We start from the raw sequence: 26734 nt of genomic DNA on the forward strand, positions 1-26734 counted from the left end.
AGGTAAGAGGTGTAAAATGAATAAAACTATAGGAATATTAGCTCATGTAGATGCTGGTAAAACTACATTTTCTGAGCAAATACTTTATCGTACAAAAGCTATTAGAAAGTTAGGAAGAGTAGACCATAAAGATACTTTTTTAGATGACCATGATATAGAAAAATCTAGGGGGATAACAATATTTTCTGGTCAAGGAAGTTTTAAATATAATGACTCTAATTACTATTTAATTGATACACCAGGGCATATAGATTTTTCACCAGAAATGGAAAGATCTATAAAAATAATGGATTATGCAGTGCTAATAGTGAGTGGAGCTGAAATGGTTCAATCACATACAAAAACAGTATTTAGATTATTAAAAAAATATAAAGTACCTACATTTATATTCATAAATAAGATGGATCGTGTTGATGTGAATAAGGAAGTTGTTATAAAAAATATAAAGCTCAATTTGAGCGAGGATATTATAGATATTACTAACTCACTTAATAGTAATAATAACTATGAGCTAGATAATAATTTAATAGAGTTTATAGCTGAAAGAGATGATGTTTTATTTGAACAATATTTAGACGAAAATTATGATTATAAAATATGGTTTGAAAAGATGAAAGCTATGATAAAGGCAGGTAAAATTTATCCATGTATTTTTGGATCGGCTTTAAATAATATTGGAATAGATAGTTTTTTAGAGAAGCTAGATATACTTACAGTAACTAATTATGAATATCGTGAAGAATTTATTGGGAAGGTTTATAAAGTTATTCATGATGAAAATGGTACTAGAATTACATTTATAAAAGCTTTAGAAGGAAGCTTAAAGGTAAAGGATGAGGTAAGGTACTCTAATATCACAGAAAAAATAAATCAAATAAGAATTTATAATGGAAATAAATTTATAAGTAAAGATAGTATAGTTGCAGGTGATTTGTTTGCAGTAACAGGACTTAATAATGCTTTAAGTGGAAATTATATATTTAATTCTAACATAAATGAGAGTAAAGAGAAGAATTATATAGATGAAGTTGATATTGAAATTAATCCTAATATGAAGTCTAAGGTTATTTTTGATAAAAATTTAAATATAAATGAAGTATATAGGTATTTTAAAATTTTAAATAGTGAAGAACCTTCATTAAATGTAATTTATGACGATAATTTAAAAGAAATAAGTATACATATTATGGGAAAAATACAATTAGAAATACTAAAAGATGTTGTAAAGAAAAGATTTAATATAGATATAGAGTTTGGGCTGTGTGAAATTCTTTATAAGGAGACTATAAATAATTCTACAAATGGATGTGGTCACTTTGAACCATTAGGTCATTATGCAGAAGTATATTTAAAAATAGAGCCAATAAAAAGAAATAGTGGAATTACATTTGAGAGCGTAGCATTAGTTGATAACTTACAACTAGGACATCAGAACTTAGTAAAGACTCATATATTTGAAAGGAATCATAGAGGTGTTTTAGGTGGGTATCCTTTAACTGATATAAAAGTAACCTTACTAGATGGAAGAGCTCATAATAAGCATACTAGTGGAGGTGATTTTAGAGAGGCTACTTTTAGAGCTTTAAGACATGGTATAGAAAAGGCTGAGAGTATTTTATTAGAACCATACTATAAGTTTAAGATAGAAATAAGTATAGACTACATAGGAAGAGTTTTATCTGACATACAAAGAATGAGTGGAGAATTTGAAGAGCCTCAAATTATTAATGATATAGCTATGATAAATGGAAGAGGTCCCGTAAGCACATTTATGGATTATGCCATGGAAATAATATCTTTTAGCAAAGGTACAGGAAGTATATCATATATCCAAGATGGATACGACATATGTCATAATACAAATGAAGTTTTAGAGAAAAGAAATTATGATAAAAATGCAGATATAGACTATACTTCAAGTTCTATATTCTGTTCAAAAGGACAAGCGTATAGTGTAGAAGCAAGTGAAGTAGAAAATCATATGCACTGTTTAAAATATTAATACAAATAGATAATTTTGAAAAAATTTAAAATATAGTACATAAACTTATAAATGAAGAAGGAAAAAGGCTTACATTAGTAGAAAGTTATTGTAGTAGGATAAAATAAAGTCAATAGATAGAAGTATTCATTATAATATATCAGATAATAAAAAATATATATTAGAATTAAGGTATAAAAAATCAAAAAATGCCGTTTAAAAAGGGGAATTAAGATAATGGGTGATTTAATTGATATAATAGAAGAATATATTCTAATAAGCGATATCAAGGGATCAATCTTAAAATGTAACAGCGAACTATTGTATAGATTAGAGTATAATGAAGAAGAAGTAAAAAAATTAAATATTAAAAATTTAATTAATTATAATAGCATAAACATAGAAGGTTATATAAATTCAAATAAAAATAAATGTAATTATGAAGAATCATATGATATCAATAATTTAAAGATATATCCTAAAAATTCTAATCCTTTTACAGTTAGTGGAAAATTTATATTAAAGAAATATAAAGAGAAGGAATATATAATAATCATTTTAAAAGATGAACAATCAATAAGTGATAAAAATATAAATTCAATGAAAAATCAGATAAAGATTTTAGAAGAAAATTTAGCTATAGAAAGTATGAAAAATGAATTTTTTGCTAACTTATCTCATGAATTCAAAACACCTTTAAATATAATTTTAGGAACTATGCAGTTAATAAATAAAAATATAGAAAAAAATAATATATTTTATGATGAAAATTTTAATTTGAAAAAATATAATCATGTTATCAAACAAAATTCATATAGGCTTTTAAAATTAGTTAATAATTTAGTAGATATAACAAGGATAGATGCAGGTTATTATAACATAAAAAGGACTAATCAAAACATCGTAGAAATTGTTGAGGATATTACTATGTCTATAAGCCAATATGCTGAAGAGAAAGGCATAAATTTAATATTTGATACAGATGAAGAGGAGATTATTATAGGATGTGATCCTGACAAGATTGAAAGAATAATACTTAATTTATTATCTAATGCTATAAAATATACAGATTATGGAGGAGAAATAAAGGTAAGTATTAATCTAAAAAAAGATAAAGTTTATATTTCTGTTAAAGATAATGGAGTAGGAATATCTGAAGAAGGAATTAAAACAGTTTTTGAGAGATTTGTTCAAGATAGCAATGGAATTGGTAGAAGATGTGAGGGTATAGGTTTATCTTTGGTTAAATCATTAGTAGAAATGCATGGAGGAAGTATTAGTGTTAATAGTAAAATAAATGAAGGCTCAGAATTTAAATTTGAACTTCCTAATAAAAAAGTAGTAGAAGATAAAACGAATACTAATATTAGGGAAGCATCTCATTCAAAAATTGAAAAATGTGATATTGAATTTTCAGACATATATTCTAATTAAGAATACAATAAATTTACTAAAAATAAGGCTATAAATAGATAAAACGTAATTGTCTATTTATAGCTTTATTTTATATAGGAGATATGAATAAATTAGTTATATTTAAGTATACATAAAATTTATATAAAATATGTAATATACAGCTTAAAAAACTTATATAATTAGATAAAAATAAAATACGCATATAAAAATTTATAAACACATAAGTCTAATTAAATAATATAAAAAGAGGTGTTTTATGTGAGTAATGATATGTTTTATAGAAATGAGATTATGGAGGATTTATTAACTTTTATAGATATAATTAAAGAGTTTGAGAATAGTTATAAACTCATAAAAAAAGGAAATATGGAATATGAAGTTATGGACGATGAATTTATAGAGTGTTTTAATATAGAGGGAAATTATGAAGCTAAGGATAACGTTATCAAGAGTATAGAAAAGGAAATTCCAGATACATGGATTGATGAAATTGAAGATTTTACAGAGAGAATGAATGTAATAAGTACAGAAAATTTAATTATGATAAATAAAATTATAAATTTAGGTAAAGATTTAATAAATAATGAAAAAATTAGCAAAAAAGTAATTGTAATTCAAAATGAATACATTTGCAATAGTCTTGAAGAAGAATACTATGAAGATAGAGAAGATATAATTGAAGAGTTATTTTCTAAAAGAGGAGATATACTTATAAAATGTGCAGAACTTGGAGCAGAAAAGTTACATCTTATATAGAATATATTATACAAAAAAGAGCCGCTAATTAATCTAGCGGTTTTCTTTTTGTGCCATTTTATATACTCATAGTTTATCAATATTATCTTTAAAAAAGATCGCAGCTTTTACCATTAGAACTGAAAACACTATATACAATGTCAAAACTTCTTTAACATAAAAATATATAATAAAATGAATAAATAACTTTTTTAATTGTTTAATATATTATAAATAAGCTATTATAAAGTTAAGAGTTATAATTAATACAAAGAGAGGCGATAAATTGAAGTATGGTAATCTAGCAATAATTAATGCGAAAATATATACAATAGATAAGAATGAATCTATTGAAGAAGCAATGGCTATAAAGGATGATAAAATAATTTATATTGGATCTAATGAAGGAATTAATAAATACATAAATGAAAATACGAAAATAATAGATGCAAATGGGAATGTAATTCTGCCGGGTTTTATAGACAGTCATACTCATCCACCTGGAACAGCCCTTACGGATTCATTTGAAGTATCTTTATATGGATTAAATTCAATAGAAGAATATCAATATACAATAAGGGAGTTTATCAAAAATCATAAAGATATTAAAGCTGTATATGGTAGAGGATGGTCACTAGGAATATTTAAAGGAGAAGAGTTAAGTAAAGGTCCTAAAAAAGAGCATCTAGATGAGGTTTCTAGAGATATACCAATAATACTTAGAGCCTATGATGGACATACTGTATGGCTAAATTCTAAAGCTATTGAAATATTTAATATAAAAGCACATACACCTTGTACTAGTGGTGGAAAAATAGAAATAAATGAAGAAACTAAAGAATTATGGGGAACATTAAAAGAATCAGCAGGAGATCTTGTTGATGAATATTATTACTCAGAAAAAGAATATATGTTAGCATTTGAATTATTTCAGAAAAAGATGCATGAATATGGTATAACATCTATACTGTCAATATCAGGATTAAATTGGGGGATGAGTCCGAATGCATATAAAAATTTGCAAAAGGAAAATAAATTAAAGTTAAGAGTTTCTAATAGTATAATGCTATGGTGGGATGAAGATGTTATAGATCAAATTGATAAAATAAAAAGAATAAGAACGAAATATAATTCTAATTTATTCAAGACTGTAACTGTTAAATTCTTAGCAGATGGCGTGGTAGAAGGATCAACTGCATATTTACTAAACCCATATGAGATAGATGCAGGAATGGGGGATAATTACTATGGAGAATTTTTGTGGAATGATAATATTTTAGAAAAAGGTATAAAATACTCTAATGAAAATGGTTTCTCTATTCATGTGCACTCTGTAGGAGATGGATCTACTAAGAGAGTACTTGATATTATAGAAAATATTAATTTAAATGAGATAGATTTTAGAAATACAATTACTCATTTACAATTAGTTGATAAAGAAGACATCAAAAGATTTAAAAAATTAAAAATTATTGCTTCAACTCAACCTTATTGGCATTTGAAAGCACCTAAATGGTGGGAGGATGTAGATTATAAGTTGCTAGGAGATAGAGCGAGATATGAGTATCCTTTAAAATCATTTATAAAAGAGGGTGTAATGATAACATCATCATCAGACCATTCTGTAACACCTGAACCTAATCCGTTTTATGCGATTCAAGCAGGAGTTACAAGAAATTTATACAATGCAGAGTCTTATGGAATAGATAGTATAAAAGATATTGATGACGAAAGGTTTTTACTAAATAAAGAAGAAAGAATAAGTGTTATGGATATGGTTAAAAGTTTTACCATTAATGGGGCTTATGCTATATTTAGAGAAAATGAAGTAGGCAGTATTGAGGTAGGTAAATATGCAGATTTTATAATTATAGACAATGACATTTTTAACATAAACCCTACTGAAATTGAAAATACTAAAGTGATAATGACATGTTTTAATGGAAAAATAGTATATAAAAGGGAGAAGAAGATAATATGAATATACTTATAACAAACGATGATGGAATAAATGCAGATGGAATTTTAGAGCTAGCAAAGGCTATGAAATCAATAGCTAATGTATATGTAGTTGCACCAGATAGTCAAAGAAGTGCTACAGGTCATGCTATAACAGTGCATAATCCTATTATGGTAAAAGATGCATATGTAGATGAGGATATAAAGGCATATGCAATTTCAGGAACTCCTGCAGATTGCGTAAAAGTTGGAATAGAAGCACTATTTTCAGATATAGAATTTGATTTGGTTTTAAGTGGTATAAATAATGGTCCAAATCTAGGAACAGATGTTATTTACTCAGGAACAGTTTCTGCAGCAATAGAAGGTCTTGTTCAAAATAAACCAGCTATAGCTGTTTCTTATGATAAGTTTAATGTAGATAGTGAAACCTATAAAGAAGCTGCAAAATATGTAGTAAACATAGTAAGTAATATAAAAGATAATTTAAATATTTTTGAAGATTGCATTTTAAATGTAAATATACCTAGTTCAGATATAAAAGGTTCAAAGATAACAACTTTAGGAGAAAGAAAATATGATAATGCTCTTGAAGAAAGAGTTAGTCCTTATGGATTTAGATATTTTTGGATTGGTGGGAAAATAAGGGAATTAAATCAAGATGAAAGTAGTGACATTAAAGCTATTGAAAATGGATATATATCTATTACACCTGTTAATATTGAAATGACAAATTTAAATAAAGTAAAAATATTAAATGATATGAATATTTTTTAATTGAAGAACTATCTAAAGAAATTAAAAGCTATTTAGAATATTGACTTATATATTTTTACTGTATAAACTAATTTATATAAATTTATATGAATACTTTAGAAAGAAGGGCTAATAATGGAAGAAATATACAGACTAATAGAAGAAAAAATATCTGATGCAGGATATACAGGCGTAGTAAGTGGAGAAGAAATCTACGATGAAATATGTGATGAAATAGAAGAAAAGGAAAATGGTAGTTATATTTTCATGTCAAAAAAAGAAGATGACGTTTTTTTTGAATATAAAATTGATGTAATGGATGAAGAGTTTAATTTATCATATATAGATATAAATTCTCCACAAGGTAAATTCCACGTGGATTTTGATGCAGAATAATAAAATAAATTTAATAAAAAAGCTTTATATAAAACTTACTTTTTATATAAAGCTTTTTTTAGATTCGATGAATTATATTAATTTAACATATGAAGTATCTATATAAACCTATATTATATAAAGTAATATTTGTATTATAATTAGTTTGAAGAAGACTTTTTATTATTAAGGAGGGTATATATGTATTCACACGAAGTAGATTATAAACTATACGGAGATGACATGCAGTTTGTAGAAATAGAGTTAGATCCAAGAGAGACTGTTATAGCAGAAGCTGGTGCTATGATGATGATGGATAACAATATTACTATGGAAACAATATTTGGTGATGGAAGTCAAAAAAGCAATTCAGGTGGAATATGGGGAGCATTAGGAGGTGCTGCAAAAAGAGTTATAACAGGTGAGAGTCTTTTTATGACTGCATTTACTAATAGTGGACATGAGAAGCAAAAAGTTTCTTTTGCATCTCCTTACCCAGGAAAAATTATTCCTATAGATTTAACTAGTGTTGGAGGTAAGTTAATTTGTCAAAAGGATGCTTTTTTATGTGCAGCTAAAGGAGTAAGTATAGGTATTGATTTTAGAAAGAAAATTAGTGTAGGATTTTTTGGAGGAGAAGGATTTATACTTCAAAAACTTGAAGGTGATGGACTTTGCTTTATTCATGCTGGAGGAACTATTATTAAAAAAACACTAAGAGCAGGTGAAAGGCTTAAAGTTGATACTGGATGTCTTGTAGCCATGACAAGAGATATTCATTATGATATAAAATTTGTAGGTGGAATAAAGAACACTTTATTTGGAGGCGAAGGAATATTTTTTGCGACTTTAACTGGTCCTGGAGATGTTTGGGTTCAAAGTTTGCCATTTAGTAGGTTAGCATCAAGAGTGTTTGCATCAGCACCTCAAGCTTATGGAAAGCAAACTGGAGAAGGTAGTATACTTGGCTCATTTGGTGATTTATTCGAAAGATAGAAAATAAAATAAAGCTGCCTTAATTAGTTTTTTATTAAGGTAGCTTTATTTTATTTTCAAAGTTGAGATATTATTTAAGTCTATATTATATAAAACAAAAACAAATTGCTACTTACATTACAACAGATCAAAAAATATTATTGGTTATTGATATTAATAAAAATAAAGAAGTGATTAACTTGTAAATATGTGGTAATATAGAATGTAAATAAATAGAATTCAACGGTGATTATAATGGCATTTAATGTATTTTTTAAAAATAAAAAAATAAAGAAAAACAATATTAGTTTTTTTAATAAATTTAGTTTAAATCAAAAGATATTAATTTATTTTGTTATTCAAATAATAATAGTAATATTAGCTATAAATGTTTTTTCAAAAAGAGTAGTAGTTGATAATATTATTAACATGGAAAAGGTCAAAGATAGTCAAAAGTTATATAGTATAGTCAACGCTATAGATAATGAATTGAATACAGTTCAAAAATTTTCTAAAGATTATTCGAATTGGAATAAAACATATGAATATGTTGAATATAAAATTAAAGAATTAGAAAAGGATTATTGTGAAGCCTTTGAAAAAGAAAACTTTGATTCTATAAATATGATGAATTTAGGCATAAATACCATAATTATTTTAGATAATGATGGAAAAATTTTATATGAGTCTTTATATAGTGAAGATGAATTAGGTAGCTATGAAATATCTAAAGAGATTAAAGATATTTCACTTAAAGAAGAAATTTTAAACAGTATAACTGAATTTAGTTCTAAAAATGGAATAATAAAAACAGAAAATGGAATTTATTTTGTTTCTATGAATCCAATATTAAATAATAATGGATCAGGCAAAAAAGCTGGTATACTGTTAATGGGGAAGGAAATTTCTAAAATTAAACTAGAAGAGACTACACCAGAATTTTATATAGAGGAATCAGTTAATAATTTACCTGTAAAAAATGAAAATACAATAGAACAATCGAATATAGAAACAAAGAACTTAGGAGAGGTAAAAAATAATATTGAGCTAGTTCCCAATTATATTAAATCAATCGAAAGTAGATTATATATAAAAGATTTTACTGAAAGTGAATACATAAATATCAAGTTAGAACCTGAATTAAAAATGGTTGATACTATAAAAATAACTAGAGTACTATTTTTAGGTATATTATCTTTATACATATTAATAATAATCTTTACTTGGAATTTTTTAAACAATAGTTTTATGCATAAAATTAATAATATTATAAAATCTATCTCAAAACTAAATAAATATAATTTAGAATATCAATATAAAGAATTAGATATACAAGATGAGCTTGTTATTGTAGAAAAGCAAATTGATACTTTAGTAAATGAATTAAATAATCATTATGATGAAATTATTGTAAAATCAAATACAGATGAGTTAACAGGCTTATATAACAGAGTTGGTTTTAATAAAGAGATAGAAAATTATAATAAGGAATCTAAAAATAAAGATTTGAAATCTGCAGTATTATTTTTAGACATAGATAAATTTAAAAATATAAATGATATATATGGACATAAAATAGGCGATTCAATATTAAGAGAATTAGCAAATAGAATTTCTATAAACTCAATTCCTAATAGCGTATTATCAAGGACATCTGGAGATGAATTTGTTATTTTTATAAAAGAATATAAAGATAAAGAAGATGTAATAGACTTTGCAAGCAATTTAGTAAAGGTTATGAACGAACCGTTTAAGTTAGGTGGTTATAGTATAAAAGCTACGGTTTCTATCGGAATATCATTTTATCCAGAGGGATGTAATAATATAAACGACCTTGTAATACAAGGTGACATAGCTATGTATAATGTAAAGAAAAATGGAAGAAATAATTATGCAGAATACAATTCTGGTATGAAAAAGATTATATCAGGTATAGCCATAACTGAAGCTATAAAATATAAAGAAATGTTTTTAGTATATCAACCTCAAATAAACCCTATCAATAATTGTATCGAAGGGGTTGAGTCTTTAATAAGATGGAATAGTAAAATCTTAGGATTTGTACCTCCTAATGAGTTTATAAAAATTGCTGAAGAAACGGGAACAATACATGATCTAGGAAATTTTATAATAGAGGAAGTATTTAATCAAATTAATATATGGGAAAGAATGAAATTTAATATACCAAAAGTAAGTATAAATATATCTCCTATACAGCTTATGGATAAATATTTCTATGATTATGTAGAATCAATGCTTGAAAAATATTCTATATCAACTGAGAAAATCGTGTTTGAAATAACAGAGAATTTTGCAATAGAAGATCAAAAGGTAATAGTTGATAATTTATACAAAATTCATGAAGCAGGTATAAATATATATCTAGATGATTTTGGTAAAGGATATAGTTCTCTTGGTTATTTAGAGAAACTTCCAATAAGCGGTGTTAAGATAGATAAAAAGTTTATAGATTATATATGTCAAAATGATAAAATAGTTAAGATGATATTCACTCTTGCACAATCTTTAAATTTAAAGGTAGTAGCTGAAGGTGTAGAATATAATGAGCAAAAAGAAAAGTTAACTCAAATGGGTGAATGTGTAATACAAGGGTATTTATATAGTAAACCATTGACAGTAAATGAATTAGAAAGTAAATATATAAATTAAAAGAGTACTATTATTTAGTACTCTTTTAATTTATATATTTATAACTAAAAATAATTAAAATAATTATAATAAGTATGATTAAGAAAGGAGATTACCTATGTTATAATGAAATATATTTAAATAGAAAAATCCTTTAGAATAGGGGAATTAATTATGAATAGTATTTTAAACTAATTGTCACTAGGACTATATGAGGGAGTCTAGGCGTATTTGTAAAAAAATATAGATAAAAAAATATAGATATGGAATCTTTTGAATTATCCTTTTTAAGAGTTATAATAGCATGTATATTTTTAGGCGAAGAATTATCGATTTATCAAATAATTTGAGGTAGCATAATTTTAATATAAGCATTTATAGATAATAGAAAATAAAATTAAAAAAATTATTAGAAGAAGATAGGGATTAAGAAAAGGAGGAGGTATAATGACAAGAAAATATGATTTAATACTATCACAAAATAAGACATTATATACTAAAAGACTAAAGCTTAGACCATTTTCTATGGACGATAGAAAGGATGTATTTGAGTTTGCGGGAGATGAAGAGGCAACTAAATATGTAACTTGGGAAACTCATAAATCTATAGATCAATCAATAAACTCTATATTAAATTATTATAGTAGAGCAGGTATATATGCAATTGAATTAAGAAAAGTTAAAAAATGTATCGGATGTGTGGAGATAAGAATAGATGCTCAAAATGATAAAGCAAGCTTTGGATATATACTAAACAGAGATTATTGGAATAATGGATATATGACAGAAGCATTAAATGAGATACTGAGACTAAGTTTTGAAGATTTAAAATTAAATAGAGTAGAAGGAGAACATTATGTAGGAAATGATGCTTCTGGGAAAGTAATGCAAAAATGTAGAATGGTTCATGAAGGTAGAGCTCGTCAAGAAGTAAAGGTAAAAGGCACATACTACGATGTGGATCACTATTCTATACTCATATCTGATTGGCAAAATAAAAAGGAATATTAAATAATAAATCCCTAGATTTTAAAATATAAATTACATCTTAAAATCTAGGGATTTTATTGCTTAAAAATATATATTAATTATTCAAAATATTATAATCTAGTATCCCAAGCACTACAGAATGCATCTACAGAACTTACACCTTTAAATTCAGATTTACCCATTATTTTTTCAATAACTAAATCTAAAGTATCATCATTATCAGAGTAAGCATTTATGTAAGTAGGTACCATTGGCACATCTATTAAGTGGAATGGATTAAATACAGATACACAAACTGTTGGTAATTCAGTTACATACCAAGGAATATCTGGACCCATTGGCATAGCCCAAGTTATACGTCTTACATTGCTTTGAGAGAATCCAGCAACATTAATGAATAACATAACTGCATCAAAGCTATCAACGAACTCTTTTATAGGAGTTGCAGCTAATAATTGCTTACCATTAAGTCCAGAAGTTGGATCGAATAAAGTAACTTCAAATCCTTGAGCTTCTAACTTAGCTTTTACTCTTGATTTTAAAGAATCAGTCTCAACTTTATTAGGAGCAAATCCTGAGTTTTCTACTGTGTAAAGCATTATTCTCTTATGAGTTTGTGGAGTTATTGGTAATTGATTCTTAGTATTTTTAACTAATGTTATAGCTTTATCAGCTATATCTCTAGCTATATTTTTATGTTCTTCACATCCTATTACAGAAAGAGCTTCTTCATCTTGAACTAAAGTTCCATTAGCTTTTTTAGTATGTAGTTTTAACATTGCTTTAAATGCTAATACACGAGTAACTGCTTCATTTAATCTTTCTTCAGTTAATACTCCATTAGCAAGACCTTCTTTTATAGATTCAACATCTTCATCTTTATCTCTATAATAAAGTATCATATCACAACCAGCCGCTATAGTATATGGCATTATTTCAGATCTTCTCATAGCAGAAGTTAAACCAACCATATGAGTAGCATCAGTTATAACTAATCCATTAAATCCTAATTCATCTCTTAATAAGTCTTGTAATAATTCTGGTGCTATTGTAGCAGGCATTATTTCGTTATCTTTTATTCCTGGTCTTAATTTTCTAGACATTTCAGGAAGTCTTATATGTCCTATCATTACAGATTCAACACCAGCATCTATCATACCTCTGTAAACTTTACCGAAGTTTTCTTCCCATTCTTCTACAGTCATATCATTGTTTGCTGTTACTATATGTTGATCTCTTTCATCAAGTCCATCCCCTGGGAAGTGTTTCATACAGCTAGCAAGACCAGCATCTTTTGCTCCTCTTAAGTATTCTTTTGACATTTCAAGAACTTGGTCTGCATCACTTGAGAAACATCTACTTGAAACAACAGAACTTCTCCAGTTTTTATTTATATCAACTATTGGAGCGAAAGTCCAGTTACATCCTATTGCAGCTGCTTCCTTACATCCGTAGTATCCTAACTTATAAGCGTTTTCCTTATCTTGAGTAGCACCTATTGTTACATGGTGTCCAAAGTGAGTTCCACCACCTACTCCTCCATCTCCTCCAGCTTCTATATTAGCAGCTATTAAGGCAGGTATTTTGCTAGTTTCTTGTATTACTTTATTTTGCTTATAAAGTTCAATAGGAGACATATTATTATATCTAAATCCTCCCATACCATACTTAGTTATACGTTCTCTTACTTCGTCTTCAGTATTGTTCCATAACATATCAACGAATACTTGACCTATCTTTTCATCTAAAGTTAAGTTAGCTAAAGTTTCTTCAACCCATTTTATATCTTCATCAGATAAGTAAAAAGGTTTAGCTTTTAAGTCTATTTTTTGCTTTAATTCTAACATCTTAACTCCCCCTTAAATTTAATTTTTATATAAATAAATATTTAACAATTTTAGTTGTTAATTAATTATATCAAAAGGATAACCTTTACATATATAACAAATATTGATATAATTTGAACAAATAATGCATTTAATATAAAAAGGTGGAATTTATGAAAGAAAATGAAATTTTGCTTTGGACACAAACAGTATCTATATTATTAGATACATCAATTTTATATACATCAGATATAAAAGAGTTAATAAATATTTATGAAAATAATCCTTTTTACAAGATTTTTTCAGAAGAATATGATTATAAAACTTTTTTGAGAAATTATATAAAGTATTCAGAAGAACAAATTATATACAATATAGACACACCTTTAAGAATTTACTATGTTGTGATTTTTTTAAATAAAAAAAATAATAAAAGTATAATTATTGGACCATTCTTAGAAGAACCAATGAATGAAGATACTATTAAAGAGTTAAAATTCACATTAAATTTAAATGATACAACATTAATAGAACTAAAGAAGTATTATGCAACTTTGCCAATTATAGATAGAGGTAAGATATTAACTATTACGAGTTTATTTTTAGAAAGCTATTATAAAACTAAAGGTCCATTTCCAATGACGTTTGTAGGTAATGGTGATATAAAGAAAAATGAGTTTGATTTGGAAAAAGATTTAGAAAATGATGTTCCTTTAAAGATAATAGAAGAAAGATATAAAAGAGAAAATGAGTTCATGGAAGCTGTTTCTAATGGGGACTTTCCAAGTGCATATATGGCTTATGAAAAAATGATGTCTAACTTGCACACTTATTATAAATTTAGAGATAGAATTACAAGTCAGAGAGGGCTTTCAGTACAAATTACTTTATTAAGAAAGGCAGCAGAAGCAGGAGGAGTACACCCACTACATTTAGAAAATCTTTCTACAAAGTATACTTTATTATCAGTATCTAAATTTAAATTGGATGAAGGTATAATAATAAAAATGATTAAAGATTATTGTGCATTGGTAAAGGAACATTCTTTAAAGGATGTAAGTCCACTCATGAGAGATGCAATAAATTATATACAATTTAATTTAAATTCAGATTTGACAGTTTCAAGTATAGCAGACTACCTTTGTATAACTCCAAACTACCTCTATAGAATATTTAAAAAAGAACGTGGGATTTCTGTAATTGATTATATTAACAAAAAAAGAATTAAAGAATCTATTAAACTTATGAAAAAAACAGATCTACAAATCCAAGCCATTGCAGAAAAAGTTGGAATTAATGATATAAGTTATTTTAGTAGATTATTTAAAAAGGAAATAGGAAAATCTCCTACTCAATATAAAAAAGATATAGGTAAAAAGTAAAATTTATTTTAACTTATAAAGAAAAATGAGTAAAAGCTAAAACTATACTAGCATAGATTAGTTATACAGTTTTAGCTTTGTTTATATAGCTTTAATTTAAAGTGAATGATTAGAATGTACTGTAGATTTGAAGGTATAAGAGCAATATGGACAAATCATTTCTACATCCATAGCTTCATAAGCACCAAAAGAACCTGAGTTTTTATAGGTATTTGATATGCTTATATTACCTAAATTTTCATCAGACCAAACCATTGAAGTATTATTATTATCTAAATTTTCTTTGGGTACATTTATATTTATAAATTTACCACAGTGTGGGCAATTAAGTTGATAAAGGTTATTATTACTCATAATTTAAAAACTCCTTTATAATATATAATATATTTATAATTTCTAGATAAAAGTTATTAAACCTTCTATATAAATATAATATGCAAAAATATGTTTATTATTTTATTTGTTATATAGATATAAGTAATTTTTATAATATAATATTATATAAGCTAAAAGGAAGAGATTGAATCTCCAATCTCTTCCTTTTAGCTTTAATCAGCATTATATATATCTTCGTTTAAATTATTTTCTGACTTAGAAACATATACGGCAGTTGCAGCATCTCCTACAACATTAAGAGATGTAACTAACATTTCTACAGGTCTATTTATAGCAAGTATTAATGAGTAAGCAAGTACAGCAGCATCATTTTGATACCCCATACCTGTTAAAACTGTAAATAATATTATTGCTCCAGCACCGGGTGCAGCAGGAGTACCTATTGATGCTATTAAAGCAAGTAGTGCTATTATCAATATGTTTCCTACTGTAACTTCATAACCAGCACTAGATGCTATAAATATAGCTGCTATAACTTGCATTATTGCAGTTCCATTCATATTTATAGTCATACCAAGTGGTAGTGTAAATGAAGCTACTTCTTCGTTAACTCCTAATTCTTCAACTACAGTTTTAGTATTTAATGGCAGTGTTGCAGCTGATGAAGATGTCGAGAATCCAAATAGTGCAACTTTAGATATTTTCTTTACAAATATTGCTGGGTTTAATCCAGTAGATATGTAAACAAATAATGCATAACCAAATATTAAAAATATTAATAAGGCAGATGTTGTAGTAAGCACATAAGCAAGTGCTGGCTTTAAATGATCAATACCATATATAGCAAAAGTTCTAGTTATTAAAACAAATATTGCTATTGGTCCAAACTTAGTTATTACAAATGTTAAGAAAATAGTTATTATTTTATTTATATCTTGTAATAATTTTTTTAATACTAAGATTTCGTTACCTAAAGTATTTATACAAATCCCTGTTATACTAGCTAAGAAAACTATTGATAATATACGACCATTATCACTAAATACAGAAGCTATATTACTAGGTATAGTTTGAACAAACACAAGTAATGGATTGCTGCCAGCAGTTCCTTCATTTGTAGCGATATTATTTATATTTACATTGAATAATCCCATTTTGTGAGCTGTCATTCCGAATATTCCAGCTAATATTAATGCAAATATAGATGCTACTAAGAATCCAAGCATTGTTTTATAAGATATACGTCCTAATTTTTTAGTATCACTTATATTACACATAGCAAGCGCAATAGAAGTAAAAACCATAGGAACTATTACTAATTGTAAGGAATTTATAAATAGTTGACCAACGATATAAAAGATACCTATTGCACCATTTCCTTCTGGCTTACTTATATCTTGGAATAATAAATTATTAATCATTACCCAAGTAGCGGATTTGCCATTTGCAATTAAGCTTTCTCTTAAGAATATGAATGATGTACCAACTATTAATCCTATAGCCAAGGCTATAGCCATTTTTATTGCTAAGCTATTATCATTACTTTTAGATGTTTTACTCTTATTCATAGTATCCTCCATTGATTGTTTAGTTTAGGATACCAAAAAAGCCTTAATACCAAATAGATATTAAGGCAAAAATACTACTTTATGTATATTTCCTTATTAGTCTCACGGGACTATCTTAAAGGTATCCTATGAGTTTTAATATACAATAGTAAATTTTCAATGTCAATAAAAATATATAAACTATAATAATAAATTTTGTTAAAATTACTTTTAAAAAGAAAAATTTTGTAGTAAAAAACAATTATATCCTAATAATATAGTAAAATAATACTTTGTAATAAAATCTAATTATAAAATGTAATCCACTCCAAAAATTAAAAAAATTCTGAAAAATAAGCATTGCAAAACTATACATATAAGAATATACTTATTATAAATAAATTACTAAAAATAAGTGGAGGATACTATTATGATAAATTTAGGAAAGGATTTAGCAAGAAAATTTTTTAGCTTTTTTAGCTGGGGCTATTATTTTAGCGCTAGAAGATTATCATGCAAAAATAAAAAATCTATATTCCTAATGAGAATAGTAGTACCTATATGATGTATAATTGTATTTTTTAATACAAAATTATAATTGTACACTTTTAGTGTAATAAAAAAGGAGCTCATTAGAGCTCTTTTTATTTTTAAGTTATATATAGGTAGCTTATTTAAAATAAGGGAGGGTATTTTTTATGGGGGTATTAAATAATGTGGAGAGATTAGGTAAGATTATGTCTAAGTATATGATAATATTAATTATAGGAGCATTAGTATATTCATTTATTCAACCAAAGACATTTTTATGGGTAGTGCCTAATATGAATACTATATTACAGATATTGATGTTTAGTGTTGGAGTAACAATAAGTATAGATCAATTTAAATTAGTTTTAGAAAGACCAAAAGATGTTTTTATAGGAGCGTTAGGACAATTTACAATAATGCCTATAGTTGCATTTCTTGTATGTAAGCTAATGAACTTACCTCCAGAGATATCAATAGGGGTGATACTGGTAGGATGTTGTCCAGGTGGAATATCTTCTAATGTTATGAGTTTTATTGCAAAAGGAGATGTTGCACTTTCGGTGAGTTTAACAACTGTGTCGACTCTTATTGCTCCTATTGTAACACCAGCACTCACTCTGATTTTAGCTGGAAGCTATATAGATGTTTCTTTGTACTCAATGTTTTTATCTATAATTAAAATAGTTTTAATTCCGATAATTGCAGGAATTTTATGTAATAAATATTTACCAAAAGTAAGTGAAGTTACAGAAAAATGTATTCCAATGTTATCAAGTTTATCACTAATGTGTCTAGTGGCTGGAGTTACAAGTAATAGTTTAGATAACTTAAAGACTACTGGAGTATTACTATTTATAGCTGTTATAATACACAATGTGTTTGGCCATTTACTAGGGTATATTTTAGCTTATAAATTTGGAATGGATGAAGAAAAAAGAAGGGTAGTTTCTCTTGAAGTAGGTATGCAAAATACAGGTCTTGCAACTACTTTAGCTGTTAGCCATTTTAGTTTATTAGCTGCTCTTCCAGCAGCAATTTCTGGTACTTGGCAAACTATATTTAGTGCAGTTTTAGCTAATTACTGGTCTAAGAAATCAGAAGAAAAAGAAATAGAATTAGATGTTTATAATAATAAATAAAGCTATCACTTTTTATGCTACTATTTTATTAAAGATTATAACTTAATTCATTTTTAATTTGCTATATAAATTTCTAATGAAATATTTGTTTGCTATTGGTATAATTGTAATTAATAATATTAGAGAAAATAAATATTAGAAAGTTATAGAATAGAAGCATTCTTAAAGAAAAATTTTAGCAATATGGAAGAATAAATTATAATAATTTAAATAACTATGGCAGAGTTAATCAACTCTGCCATAGTTTTATGTTATTTAATTTAGTAAGTAATAATATAATGGAATTATTAGTTTAAAGGACTTTCTGATAAATAAGGAATGTTTACGAAAGTGGTCAAATCTTATACTACTAAATTTATTTAAATTTTTAAAACTTTTTCATGAAAAACAAGGTCTAATATTATAAAGAGCAAATTGACTTTTAAACGTAAGGGGAGATAATATGATAGTAAATTATAAAAATAGTGAAGAAGACTACAAAATAGGTTATGAAGAATTTTACAAAGTATCTAGAAAAATGTATTCACGATTATATGTGTATTTTTTTACACTTTTGTATATATTCTGGATATATCATTTAAACGTTATATCTGATTTTTATAAAATAGAAACAATGGATTATTTAAAAGGGTTAGCTATAGTTTGTGTAGCATTTATTTTCTTTAATATTTTGATAAAGAAAAGTCTTACACATACTCTGGATACAAAGATAAAAGAACTTATAAGACTAAGACCTACCATGATAGGAGAAAAAAATATTGAAATAATCGATGGTATTTTAATTTATAGAACTGTAAACGAGAGAATAGATTATAGTGCTAAATGTATAGATAAATTAATTGAAAAAGATAATAGAATAATTTTATATGTTGATAAAACAAATCCATTATTTATAATACCTTTGGATTCATTTAAAGATGAAAAAGAAAAAAATGAATTTTTAAGATTGATACATATAGAGCAATTAAAAGGTAAAAAAGAAAAAGAAAAATTAAAAGAAAATAAAGTTAGAAAAAAACTCAATAGAAAACAGAAGGTAGCTATCTTACTAGTACTTGTTTTAATACTTGTTGGAGTAATTTTATATCCTTTTTATAAGAAAACTCAAATGAATAAATTAATAGGGATTTCAAATGAATTTTTTAAAGAGTATATAAAAGAAAATGAAGAGTTTTATAATTCTAAAAATATGGGGGCAATATATAATCCTAAAGAAACTGTGATAATAGCAGGAGATAGTAAGGAATTTGTATCACAAGTATTTTTTGAACTTATTGTAGAAGCTAATGGAGAAAGTGAAGATACATCTGGTCAATATAAGATGAGAATAAAAAAAGTAAATGGTCAATATGAATTAATAGATAGTGGAAACTTAGTTAGTTCTGATGGTCTGAGCTTAGTTAATTACTCAAGTCAAGAAAAAGAGAAAGAAGATATAAATGAAACTAAAGAAGATATTTCAAGCGAATCTTATAAAACTAAGACAGGAATTTACTATACTATAGGTTCAAGGAAAATACGACTTAGCTACAATAAAAAGAAGGATTTTGTTGATGTACCAATACCTTCAAGATATATAGATTCTAATATTGATCCAGAAAAAATATATTTGTTAAAAGATAACACATATTACATAACTCATAAAAAGACTGCATTTATATCAACTGACCAAAATGATATACTTATAACTATTAGTAATGACAAAGGTAAAACTTGGGATAAAGTAGTTATAGAAAATGGATATCAAGGAGGAGATTTATTCATAGGATTTACTTCTCAAGATGTAGGGTACTATGCTATAACTACTGATGTGGCAATGGGTAATCAGAATTCTTATATTTATATAACTAAAGATGGTGGTAAGACTTGGAGTGAGATAGGAAATACAAATGGAGTATATCCTCATGTGATTACTGGAGTAGGATTCTTAGATGATAAAATAGGATTTATTGGTTTTAGGTATGAAAGTAATAATAACCCTATTGTTTATAGAACAGAAGATGCAGGTCTTACTTGGGAAGAGCTTAGTATAAAACTACCATATGAATATGCTAGTGATTATGCCACACCTCTTTCTCCAAGTTTTGATGGAGAGAAGGGGATACTACCAGTTAAACTTAGAGATAATGATAAAACTATTAACTTTGTAACTAAAGATAAAGGTTTAACTTGGGATTATAGTGAATAATATAAAAATAATATTAAATAGAATATAGATAGTTATATTTCAAAAAAATAAGGATTTTATGTATAGTTAATAAGAATAAAAATTATACATAAAATCCTTTTATATTATTAAAGACTAATTAGAGATAGCTGAATTATAGTTGAAACACCAGTTATAACAAGTCCTATTATTATCTCATAATGAATTAATTTAAATCTTTCTAATAAATCCATTGAAACACTTTTAGTACTAGCATGGAATAAAGCACCATGAGGTAAATGTTCAAATACACAAGCACCTGCATTTACCATAGCAGCACCGGCAACTCCTGTTAATCCAGAGGCTAATATAGCTTCAGAAAAAGTTGAAGATGCTATAGTTGAACCACCAGTTGTAGAAGCTGTAGCAAGTGACATTACCATACCAGAAATAGGAGCAAGTAAGAACTGTGGAATATTTAATGTATCTAATAAGCTTATAGTACTATGTTGTAAATTAGACATTTGAATAATTCCAACTAATGTACCTGTACCCAGCAATAATATGCAAACACCTTGCATTTTTTCTACCCCAAAGTATAAGTATTCTTTTGTATTTTTTATATTTTTTGTTGCAATTATACTTATGACTGCACCAGCAGGTAAAGCTACAAGTGGATCTACAACAATGTTAGATATATTGCCTAAGAATAGTAAAAAGATAGATACTATAGGACCTATTATTGATGCAAATAAGCTTGGTAGATTTTTAATTTCTTTAGTATTTGCGTCAACATCAATTTTACTGCCTTTATGGATTAAAGTTTTTGCAAGTATTGTAGTTATTAAAACACCACATATAGCAGGGATGATATTAGCAAGCATAACACTTGAAAGATCTACATTAAAATTAGTTGCAGCAGCTAGAGTATTTGGATTTGGAGAAATAATATTTCCTGCTTTACCACCACCTAAGGCTGCTAAAAGTATTGCTAATTTTGAATATCCTAATTTATTTCCTATAGATATACCAATAGGTCCAACAGTAAGCACCACCACGTCTAAATCTACTCCAACAGAAGCTAAAACCATAGATGATAACACTATTCCTAAGATTGCTTTTTTAATTCCTAAAACATTTATTATTTCCTCTGATATTCTTTCTACTGCACCAGTTTTTATTAATGTTGCAGCTAAAAATCCTGATGTCATTACTCTAAGAATAGCTGGTGCCATATTTTGAGCTCCATTAACCATATAATCGACAGTATCAACTAAACTTGCACCACCAACTAATCCACCAACTAATGCACCGAATACTAAACAATAAAATGGTTCAAATTTATTTATTATAAATATAATTGCTACTATTAAACCAATAATCGCTCCAAAAGTTGTTATTGTCATATTTTATCTCCTTTTTATTTTAAAATTATTAAATATTATTTTATATAAGAAAATTAAAAATGTCAAATGTGATTTAATTTATTAAATTATACTTAACACTACATCGTTGATGTATAATGGTATAATAATATAAAAGAGTGTCAATATAGAAACTATAATAGTAATAAAAGAAATATCAATTTATAAGGAGAATACAATGTCAGATTTAAATATAGGTAAAAAAATAGCACAAATAAGAAATAGAAAAAACTTAAGTGTAAGGAAGTTAGCGGAATTATCTAATGTTACTCCTTCTATGCTTAGTCAAATAGAAAGAGGAAATGCAAATCCATCTGTGAATTCTTTAAAATCAATTGCATCAGCATTAGAAGTTCCATTATTTACATTTTTCACTTCAGAGGTAGTAAAAGAAGATTTAATAGTCAGAAAAGATAGTAGAAAGAAGGTAATTCTTCCAGAAAGTGATAATGTAATTTATGAAATGCTTGCTCCTGGAATAAGAGATAATTTTGAATTTGCAATAATGACTCTTTATCCAAATACATCATCTAGTAATGGTGATATAAGTCACACAGGATATGAGCTTTCTTATGTGCTTGAAGGAGAGGCAACTTTATATCTTGATGATGATAAATTTACTTTGTATAAAGGGGATAGTGTGAAAATATCTGCTGGAATAAATCATCGTTGGGAAAATAACACGAATGAAGATGTAAAAGTTATATTTGCAGTTATATTATAAATTAAAAAAGCCCTATAGAAGCAATGTAAAAATACATTTTCTAAGGGGCTTTTATATAAAATAAAAGTATTATTTTAATGTTACTTTAATATCTTCAATTCTTCTATTTTTCATCTTATCAACTAAGAAATTAATATTATTTATGTTTATCTCATTACCTTCACTAGGTATTTTACCAAATTGTGTAAGTAAATATCCATTTAAAGTATCATATTCACCTAACTCAATAGAAGTATTAAAAATAGTATTAAAGTCATTTACATTTAAAGAACCTTTTACAATAAAGTTATTTTCATCAATTTGATTTATAGTAGATTGTTTTACATCATACTCATCTTCTATATCACCCATAACTTCTTCTATTAAGTCTTCCATAGTGACCAATCCGCTAACTCCACCATATTCATCAAATAATAAGGCGAAATGGACTTTTTTATCTTTTAGCATTTTAAATAGCTCATTTGTTCTTTTTGTTTCTAGTACAAAATAAGGTTCATGTAATATTTTTTCTATAGATATATTATCAAATCCAACCTTTCTAGCTTCAGATAATAAGTCCTTTATATATAAAATTCCAACAATATTATCTATAGTATCTTTGTATACAGGTATTCTAGAATAACCAGAGTATAATACTTTTTCTAAAATATTTTGGATATTATCATCTAAGTTTATAGCAAACATATCGTTTCTAGGTGTCATTATTTCTTTAATAGTTTTATCATTAAAATTAAACACACTATAAATCATTTCTTTTTCATCATTTTCAATACAACCATCTTCCTCTGACTGTGATATTAAAGACTTAATTTCTTCTTCTGATACTTTTTCTTCAATATCAGCATCATTATTTTTAGTGATTTTTAAAACAACTGATGTTGAGAATGATAGCATTTTTATAAAGGGTTTTGTAAGTTTAGATATAATATAAATTGGCTTAACAGATAATAAAGATATCTTTTCAGCTTTTTTTAGTGCAATTCGCTTAGGAACTAACTCACCAAATACCAATGTAAAATAAGATAGTATCAATGTTACTAATACCATTGATATTTCCTTAGAATAAGGGACATTAAGCGGTGATAATAGAACAGATAAGTGTTCTGATAATCCAGTAGCGGCAGATGCACTTGAAAAAAATCCAGCTAAAGTTATACCTATTTGAATAGTTGATAGGAAATTACTTGGCTCTTCAATTAATTTTTCAAGCAATTTAGCTTTTTGATTACCTTCTTCGCTTAGTTTTTTTACTCTTGATTTGTTAACAGAAACTATAGCCATTTCTGCTGATGCAAAAAATGCATTAATACATGTAAGTAATATAATTAATAATATTTGGGGAATTATGGCCCCAGGGTCTGAATCTAAAGTATTCATTTTCTCCTCCTAAAAATAATAATAAAAAAAGACCTTAAAATAAATGCTTATATTATAAAGAATTTATTTTGAAGGTCTTGCTAACAAGTTTTAATTTCTTGCTAATTAACCGGGACATAGTCCGAAGTGACGATTAATTATCACAATTGTGAAAGCTACTCCCCTTCAAGGGGTTAAATTTTATAATCCATATTATATTATAATAATTAATTTATATCAATATATAAATTAATTTTTTTAGTTTAACTTAAATTTAACTGATTAACAAATAAGTATTAAATTAAATAAGTTAGAAAAAATTCATATTAAATTCTTGTATAACCGAGGATTTACAATCATAGAGATTTAGAAATAGAAAAATAAAGGAGATGATTATATTTGTCAATAATAGTAACTGCTGTCTTTGCACTTGTAGTCGTGTGGATAGTATATAAATTTATTAAGGAAAAACAATACTCAAATGAAGCAACCTTAGGCAATATTGCATCAACAATAGGAGTATTAGGTACTTTTGTAGGAATATCAATAGGACTTTTGGAATTTGACCCTAACAATATAACAGAAAGTGTTCCAATGTTGTTAGCAGGTATGAAAATAGCCTTTGCAACTTCAATAGTAGGTATGTCTGGATCAATATTTATGAAATATGTAGCACTTAAAAATGAAGATGAAGAAAATATAGATGATATTATTGAACTTTTTAATACTATGATAAAAGAAAGTAGAGAAGTGAATTCTACTTTAATACAAAATCAAATACAAACTGAAGATGTACTCAATAAAGTAAGTAAATTATGGATAAGTAGTCAAAGAGAATTTACAAAAACTTTATCAGAAGAATTGCATAGTTTAAATCTAAATACTTCAGCAAAACAAGAAGAGCTTGTATCAGAATTTAAAAAACTTGGAGAAACTTTTACAGAATTAAATAGAGGAGTTAATTCATTACTTAATTGGCAAGAAAATTATAAAGATACTGTAGAAATGACTATAGAAGAATTAAATAAGGTGGTATCTTCAATAAGTTATATAGAGGAATCCATGGCACATATAAGTGAAAATTCTTCTTTAATAAAAGAAAATAATGAGAACTTGAGTAGTGTATTAAAGGATATTAAATACTCACAAAGTATAATTATAGATGGAACTAAGTCAATAATAAGTATATCAGAAAAAGCTAATGAATCTATACCAATAATAAATACATATTTTGAAAAATCTAATGAAGCATTCAAAATAGAAGTTGGTGAGTACTTAAATCAATTTAAGATGATGGTATATTCTTTAAAAGAATGTGTCCCAGAGGTTAATAGTTATTTATTAAAATCGACTAGAAGATTCGATCAAACACTAAGTAACTTTACAAGTGAACTAGAAAGTACTTTAAAGCAAAATACTATATCAATGAATAATCAATTAGAAATAATCAAGAAATCATCTACTAACTTAAATATAAATATAGAAAACTCAATTTCAGATTCAACTAAGAGAATAGAAAATATAACTAATGCAACTTCTAAACAAATAAAGATTATGGTAGAAGATATGGAAAAAATATTTACAAGAAAAATTGATAAGTTAGATGAAGTATTAGAGATGGAACTTACAAAATCCTTAAGTAGTTTGGGAAATCAACTAGCTACAATATCTGAAAGATTTGCTAGTGATTATACTCCATTAGCTGATAAATTAAGAGAAGTAGTAGAATTATCAAAAGGGGTTTGATAAACTATGGGCAAACTAGATAGATTTAGAAGAAATAAAAGTATTGAAGGTCCCCTATCATCTATATCTGATTTAATGTCAGGTCTTATGATAATATTTTTATTTATAGCTGTTTCCTTTATGAGTAGAGTAGTAGATGAAAATATTCAAATAAAAAAACAACAAGAAACTGTAGAAAATATAGTAACAACTTATGAGGAAACTAAGGTAAGTATATATGATGATTTATATAGTGAATTTAAAGATGATATGAAATACTGGAATATGGAAATTGATAAAGATGGAACTATTAGGTTTAAAGAACCAGATATTTTCTTTGAAAAAGGAAAATCAGATCTAAAGCCTGAATTTGAAGATATGCTTGATTCTTTTTTTCCTAGATACATAAATTTAATATATGAAAATCATAAAGATAAGGTAGAAGCTATAAGGATAGAAGGTCATACTTCAAGTGAATGGGAAGAAAATGCAACGAAAAAAGAGTCTTACTTTAAAAATATGGAGCTTTCTCAAGATAGAACTAGAAATGTATTAGAGTATATTATGAATATAAAAAGTATATTAAAATATGAAGATTGGTTAATTGATAAAATAACAGCTAATGGGATGTCATATAGTAAACGCGTTATGAATGATAATACAGAGAATAAAGAAGCATCAAGAAGAGTAGAGTTTAAAGTAATAACTAATTCAGAAGAAACAATAAATGAAATCTTAGATAATTACAATGATTAGAGGGAT

The 26734-nt window shown here is 26.3% G+C and carries 21 protein-coding genes; 16 read left to right on the forward strand and 5 right to left on the reverse strand.

Going from position 1 to position 26734, the window contains the following annotated elements:
* The first annotated feature begins 16 nt into the window (after positions 1-16).
* The 9 genes from HF520_RS03860 (at position 17) to HF520_RS03900 (ending at position 11857) form a co-directional block, all read left to right on the forward strand.
* Positions 17-2002 carry a GTP-binding protein gene (locus HF520_RS03860; RefSeq protein WP_168572774.1) on the forward strand — a complete coding sequence of 662 codons (1986 nt, stop codon included), beginning with the start codon at positions 17-19 and terminating at the stop codon, positions 2000-2002.
* A 216-nt stretch (positions 2003-2218) separates the two neighbouring features.
* Entirely contained in the window at positions 2219-3415 is a 1197-nt protein-coding gene (locus tag HF520_RS03865; RefSeq protein WP_168572775.1) for a sensor histidine kinase, read from the forward strand.
* 240 nt (positions 3416-3655) lie between these two features.
* Positions 3656-4153, forward strand: coding sequence for a hypothetical protein (locus HF520_RS03870; protein ID WP_168572776.1), 498 nt, complete (start codon positions 3656-3658; stop codon positions 4151-4153).
* Positions 4154-4418: 265 nt separating this feature from the next.
* The gene (locus tag HF520_RS03875; RefSeq protein WP_207711024.1) at positions 4419-6113 is read left to right on the forward strand and encodes an amidohydrolase; all 1695 of its coding nucleotides are present in this window, start codon (positions 4419-4421) and stop codon (positions 6111-6113) included.
* Positions 6110-6868: a 5'/3'-nucleotidase SurE gene (gene surE / locus HF520_RS03880; RefSeq protein ID WP_168572777.1), complete on the forward strand. Its 759-nt coding sequence runs from the start codon at positions 6110-6112 to the stop codon at positions 6866-6868. Before HF520_RS03875 ends, surE begins: the two co-directional genes overlap by 4 nt.
* A gap of 114 nt (positions 6869-6982) precedes the next feature.
* A complete protein-coding gene (locus HF520_RS03885; protein WP_168572778.1) occupies positions 6983-7243 on the forward strand; it encodes a hypothetical protein in 261 nt (86 codons plus the stop codon).
* Positions 7244-7423: 180 nt separating this feature from the next.
* Positions 7424-8218 carry a TIGR00266 family protein gene (locus HF520_RS03890; protein ID WP_168572779.1) on the forward strand — a complete coding sequence of 265 codons (795 nt, stop codon included), beginning with the start codon at positions 7424-7426 and terminating at the stop codon, positions 8216-8218.
* A 234-nt stretch (positions 8219-8452) separates the two neighbouring features.
* Positions 8453-10867, forward strand: a complete 2415-nt coding sequence (locus HF520_RS03895; protein WP_168572780.1) for an EAL domain-containing protein — start codon at positions 8453-8455, stop codon at positions 10865-10867.
* A gap of 426 nt (positions 10868-11293) precedes the next feature.
* Entirely contained in the window at positions 11294-11857 is a 564-nt protein-coding gene (locus HF520_RS03900) for a GNAT family N-acetyltransferase (protein ID WP_168572781.1), read from the forward strand.
* Positions 11858-11946: 89 nt separating this feature from the next.
* Here HF520_RS03900 and HF520_RS03905 read toward each other — a convergent pair whose 3' ends face one another.
* Positions 11947-13683: a glycoside hydrolase family 3 protein gene (locus HF520_RS03905; RefSeq protein ID WP_168572782.1), complete on the reverse strand. Its 1737-nt coding sequence runs from the start codon at positions 13681-13683 to the stop codon at positions 11947-11949.
* A gap of 152 nt (positions 13684-13835) precedes the next feature.
* Here HF520_RS03905 and HF520_RS03910 point away from each other — a divergent pair, with 152 nt between their 5' ends.
* A complete protein-coding gene (locus HF520_RS03910; protein WP_168572783.1) occupies positions 13836-15044 on the forward strand; it encodes an AraC family transcriptional regulator in 1209 nt (402 codons plus the stop codon).
* Positions 15045-15140: 96 nt separating this feature from the next.
* Here the strand turns inward: HF520_RS03910 and HF520_RS03915 are convergent, their stop codons facing one another.
* Positions 15141-15398, reverse strand: a complete 258-nt coding sequence (locus tag HF520_RS03915) for a hypothetical protein (RefSeq protein WP_168572784.1) — start codon at positions 15396-15398, stop codon at positions 15141-15143.
* Between the two features lie 194 nt (positions 15399-15592).
* Positions 15593-16948, reverse strand: a complete 1356-nt coding sequence (locus tag HF520_RS03920; protein ID WP_243155189.1) for a dicarboxylate/amino acid:cation symporter — start codon at positions 16946-16948, stop codon at positions 15593-15595.
* 409 nt (positions 16949-17357) lie between these two features.
* On the opposite strand from HF520_RS03920, the gene HF520_RS15320 reads away from it, so the two are divergent.
* From HF520_RS15320 to HF520_RS03930, 3 genes are all read left to right on the forward strand, one after another.
* Positions 17358-17492 carry a hypothetical protein gene (locus HF520_RS15320; protein WP_256372437.1) on the forward strand — a complete coding sequence of 45 codons (135 nt, stop codon included), beginning with the start codon at positions 17358-17360 and terminating at the stop codon, positions 17490-17492.
* Positions 17493-17625: 133 nt separating this feature from the next.
* Complete coding sequence (locus HF520_RS03925) at positions 17626-18597, forward strand: bile acid:sodium symporter family protein (RefSeq protein WP_168572785.1); 972 nt, start codon at positions 17626-17628, stop codon at positions 18595-18597.
* Positions 18598-19039: 442 nt separating this feature from the next.
* Positions 19040-20785 (forward strand): WD40/YVTN/BNR-like repeat-containing protein, encoded by a 1746-nt coding sequence (locus HF520_RS03930; RefSeq protein WP_168572786.1) that lies wholly within the window; start codon positions 19040-19042, stop codon positions 20783-20785.
* Between the two features lie 107 nt (positions 20786-20892).
* Here the strand turns inward: HF520_RS03930 and HF520_RS03935 are convergent, their stop codons facing one another.
* Positions 20893-22149 (reverse strand): GntP family permease, encoded by a 1257-nt coding sequence (locus HF520_RS03935; protein WP_168572787.1) that lies wholly within the window; start codon positions 22147-22149, stop codon positions 20893-20895.
* Between the two features lie 196 nt (positions 22150-22345).
* Between HF520_RS03935 and HF520_RS03940 the strand changes: the two genes are divergently transcribed.
* The gene (locus HF520_RS03940; RefSeq protein ID WP_168572788.1) at positions 22346-22891 is read left to right on the forward strand and encodes a cupin domain-containing protein; all 546 of its coding nucleotides are present in this window, start codon (positions 22346-22348) and stop codon (positions 22889-22891) included.
* A gap of 69 nt (positions 22892-22960) precedes the next feature.
* Here the strand turns inward: HF520_RS03940 and HF520_RS03945 are convergent, their stop codons facing one another.
* A complete protein-coding gene (locus HF520_RS03945; protein ID WP_168572789.1) occupies positions 22961-24268 on the reverse strand; it encodes a hemolysin family protein in 1308 nt (435 codons plus the stop codon).
* Positions 24269-24646: 378 nt separating this feature from the next.
* Between HF520_RS03945 and HF520_RS03950 the strand changes: the two genes are divergently transcribed.
* Entirely contained in the window at positions 24647-25993 is a 1347-nt protein-coding gene (locus tag HF520_RS03950) for a hypothetical protein (protein WP_168572790.1), read from the forward strand.
* A gap of 6 nt (positions 25994-25999) precedes the next feature.
* Positions 26000-26728 (forward strand): OmpA family protein, encoded by a 729-nt coding sequence (locus HF520_RS03955; RefSeq protein WP_168572791.1) that lies wholly within the window; start codon positions 26000-26002, stop codon positions 26726-26728.
* The last annotated feature ends 6 nt before the right edge of the window (positions 26729-26734 follow it).

Source organism: Romboutsia sp. CE17 (assembly GCF_012317385.1).
Lineage (GTDB): Bacteria > Bacillota > Clostridia > Peptostreptococcales > Peptostreptococcaceae > Romboutsia_E.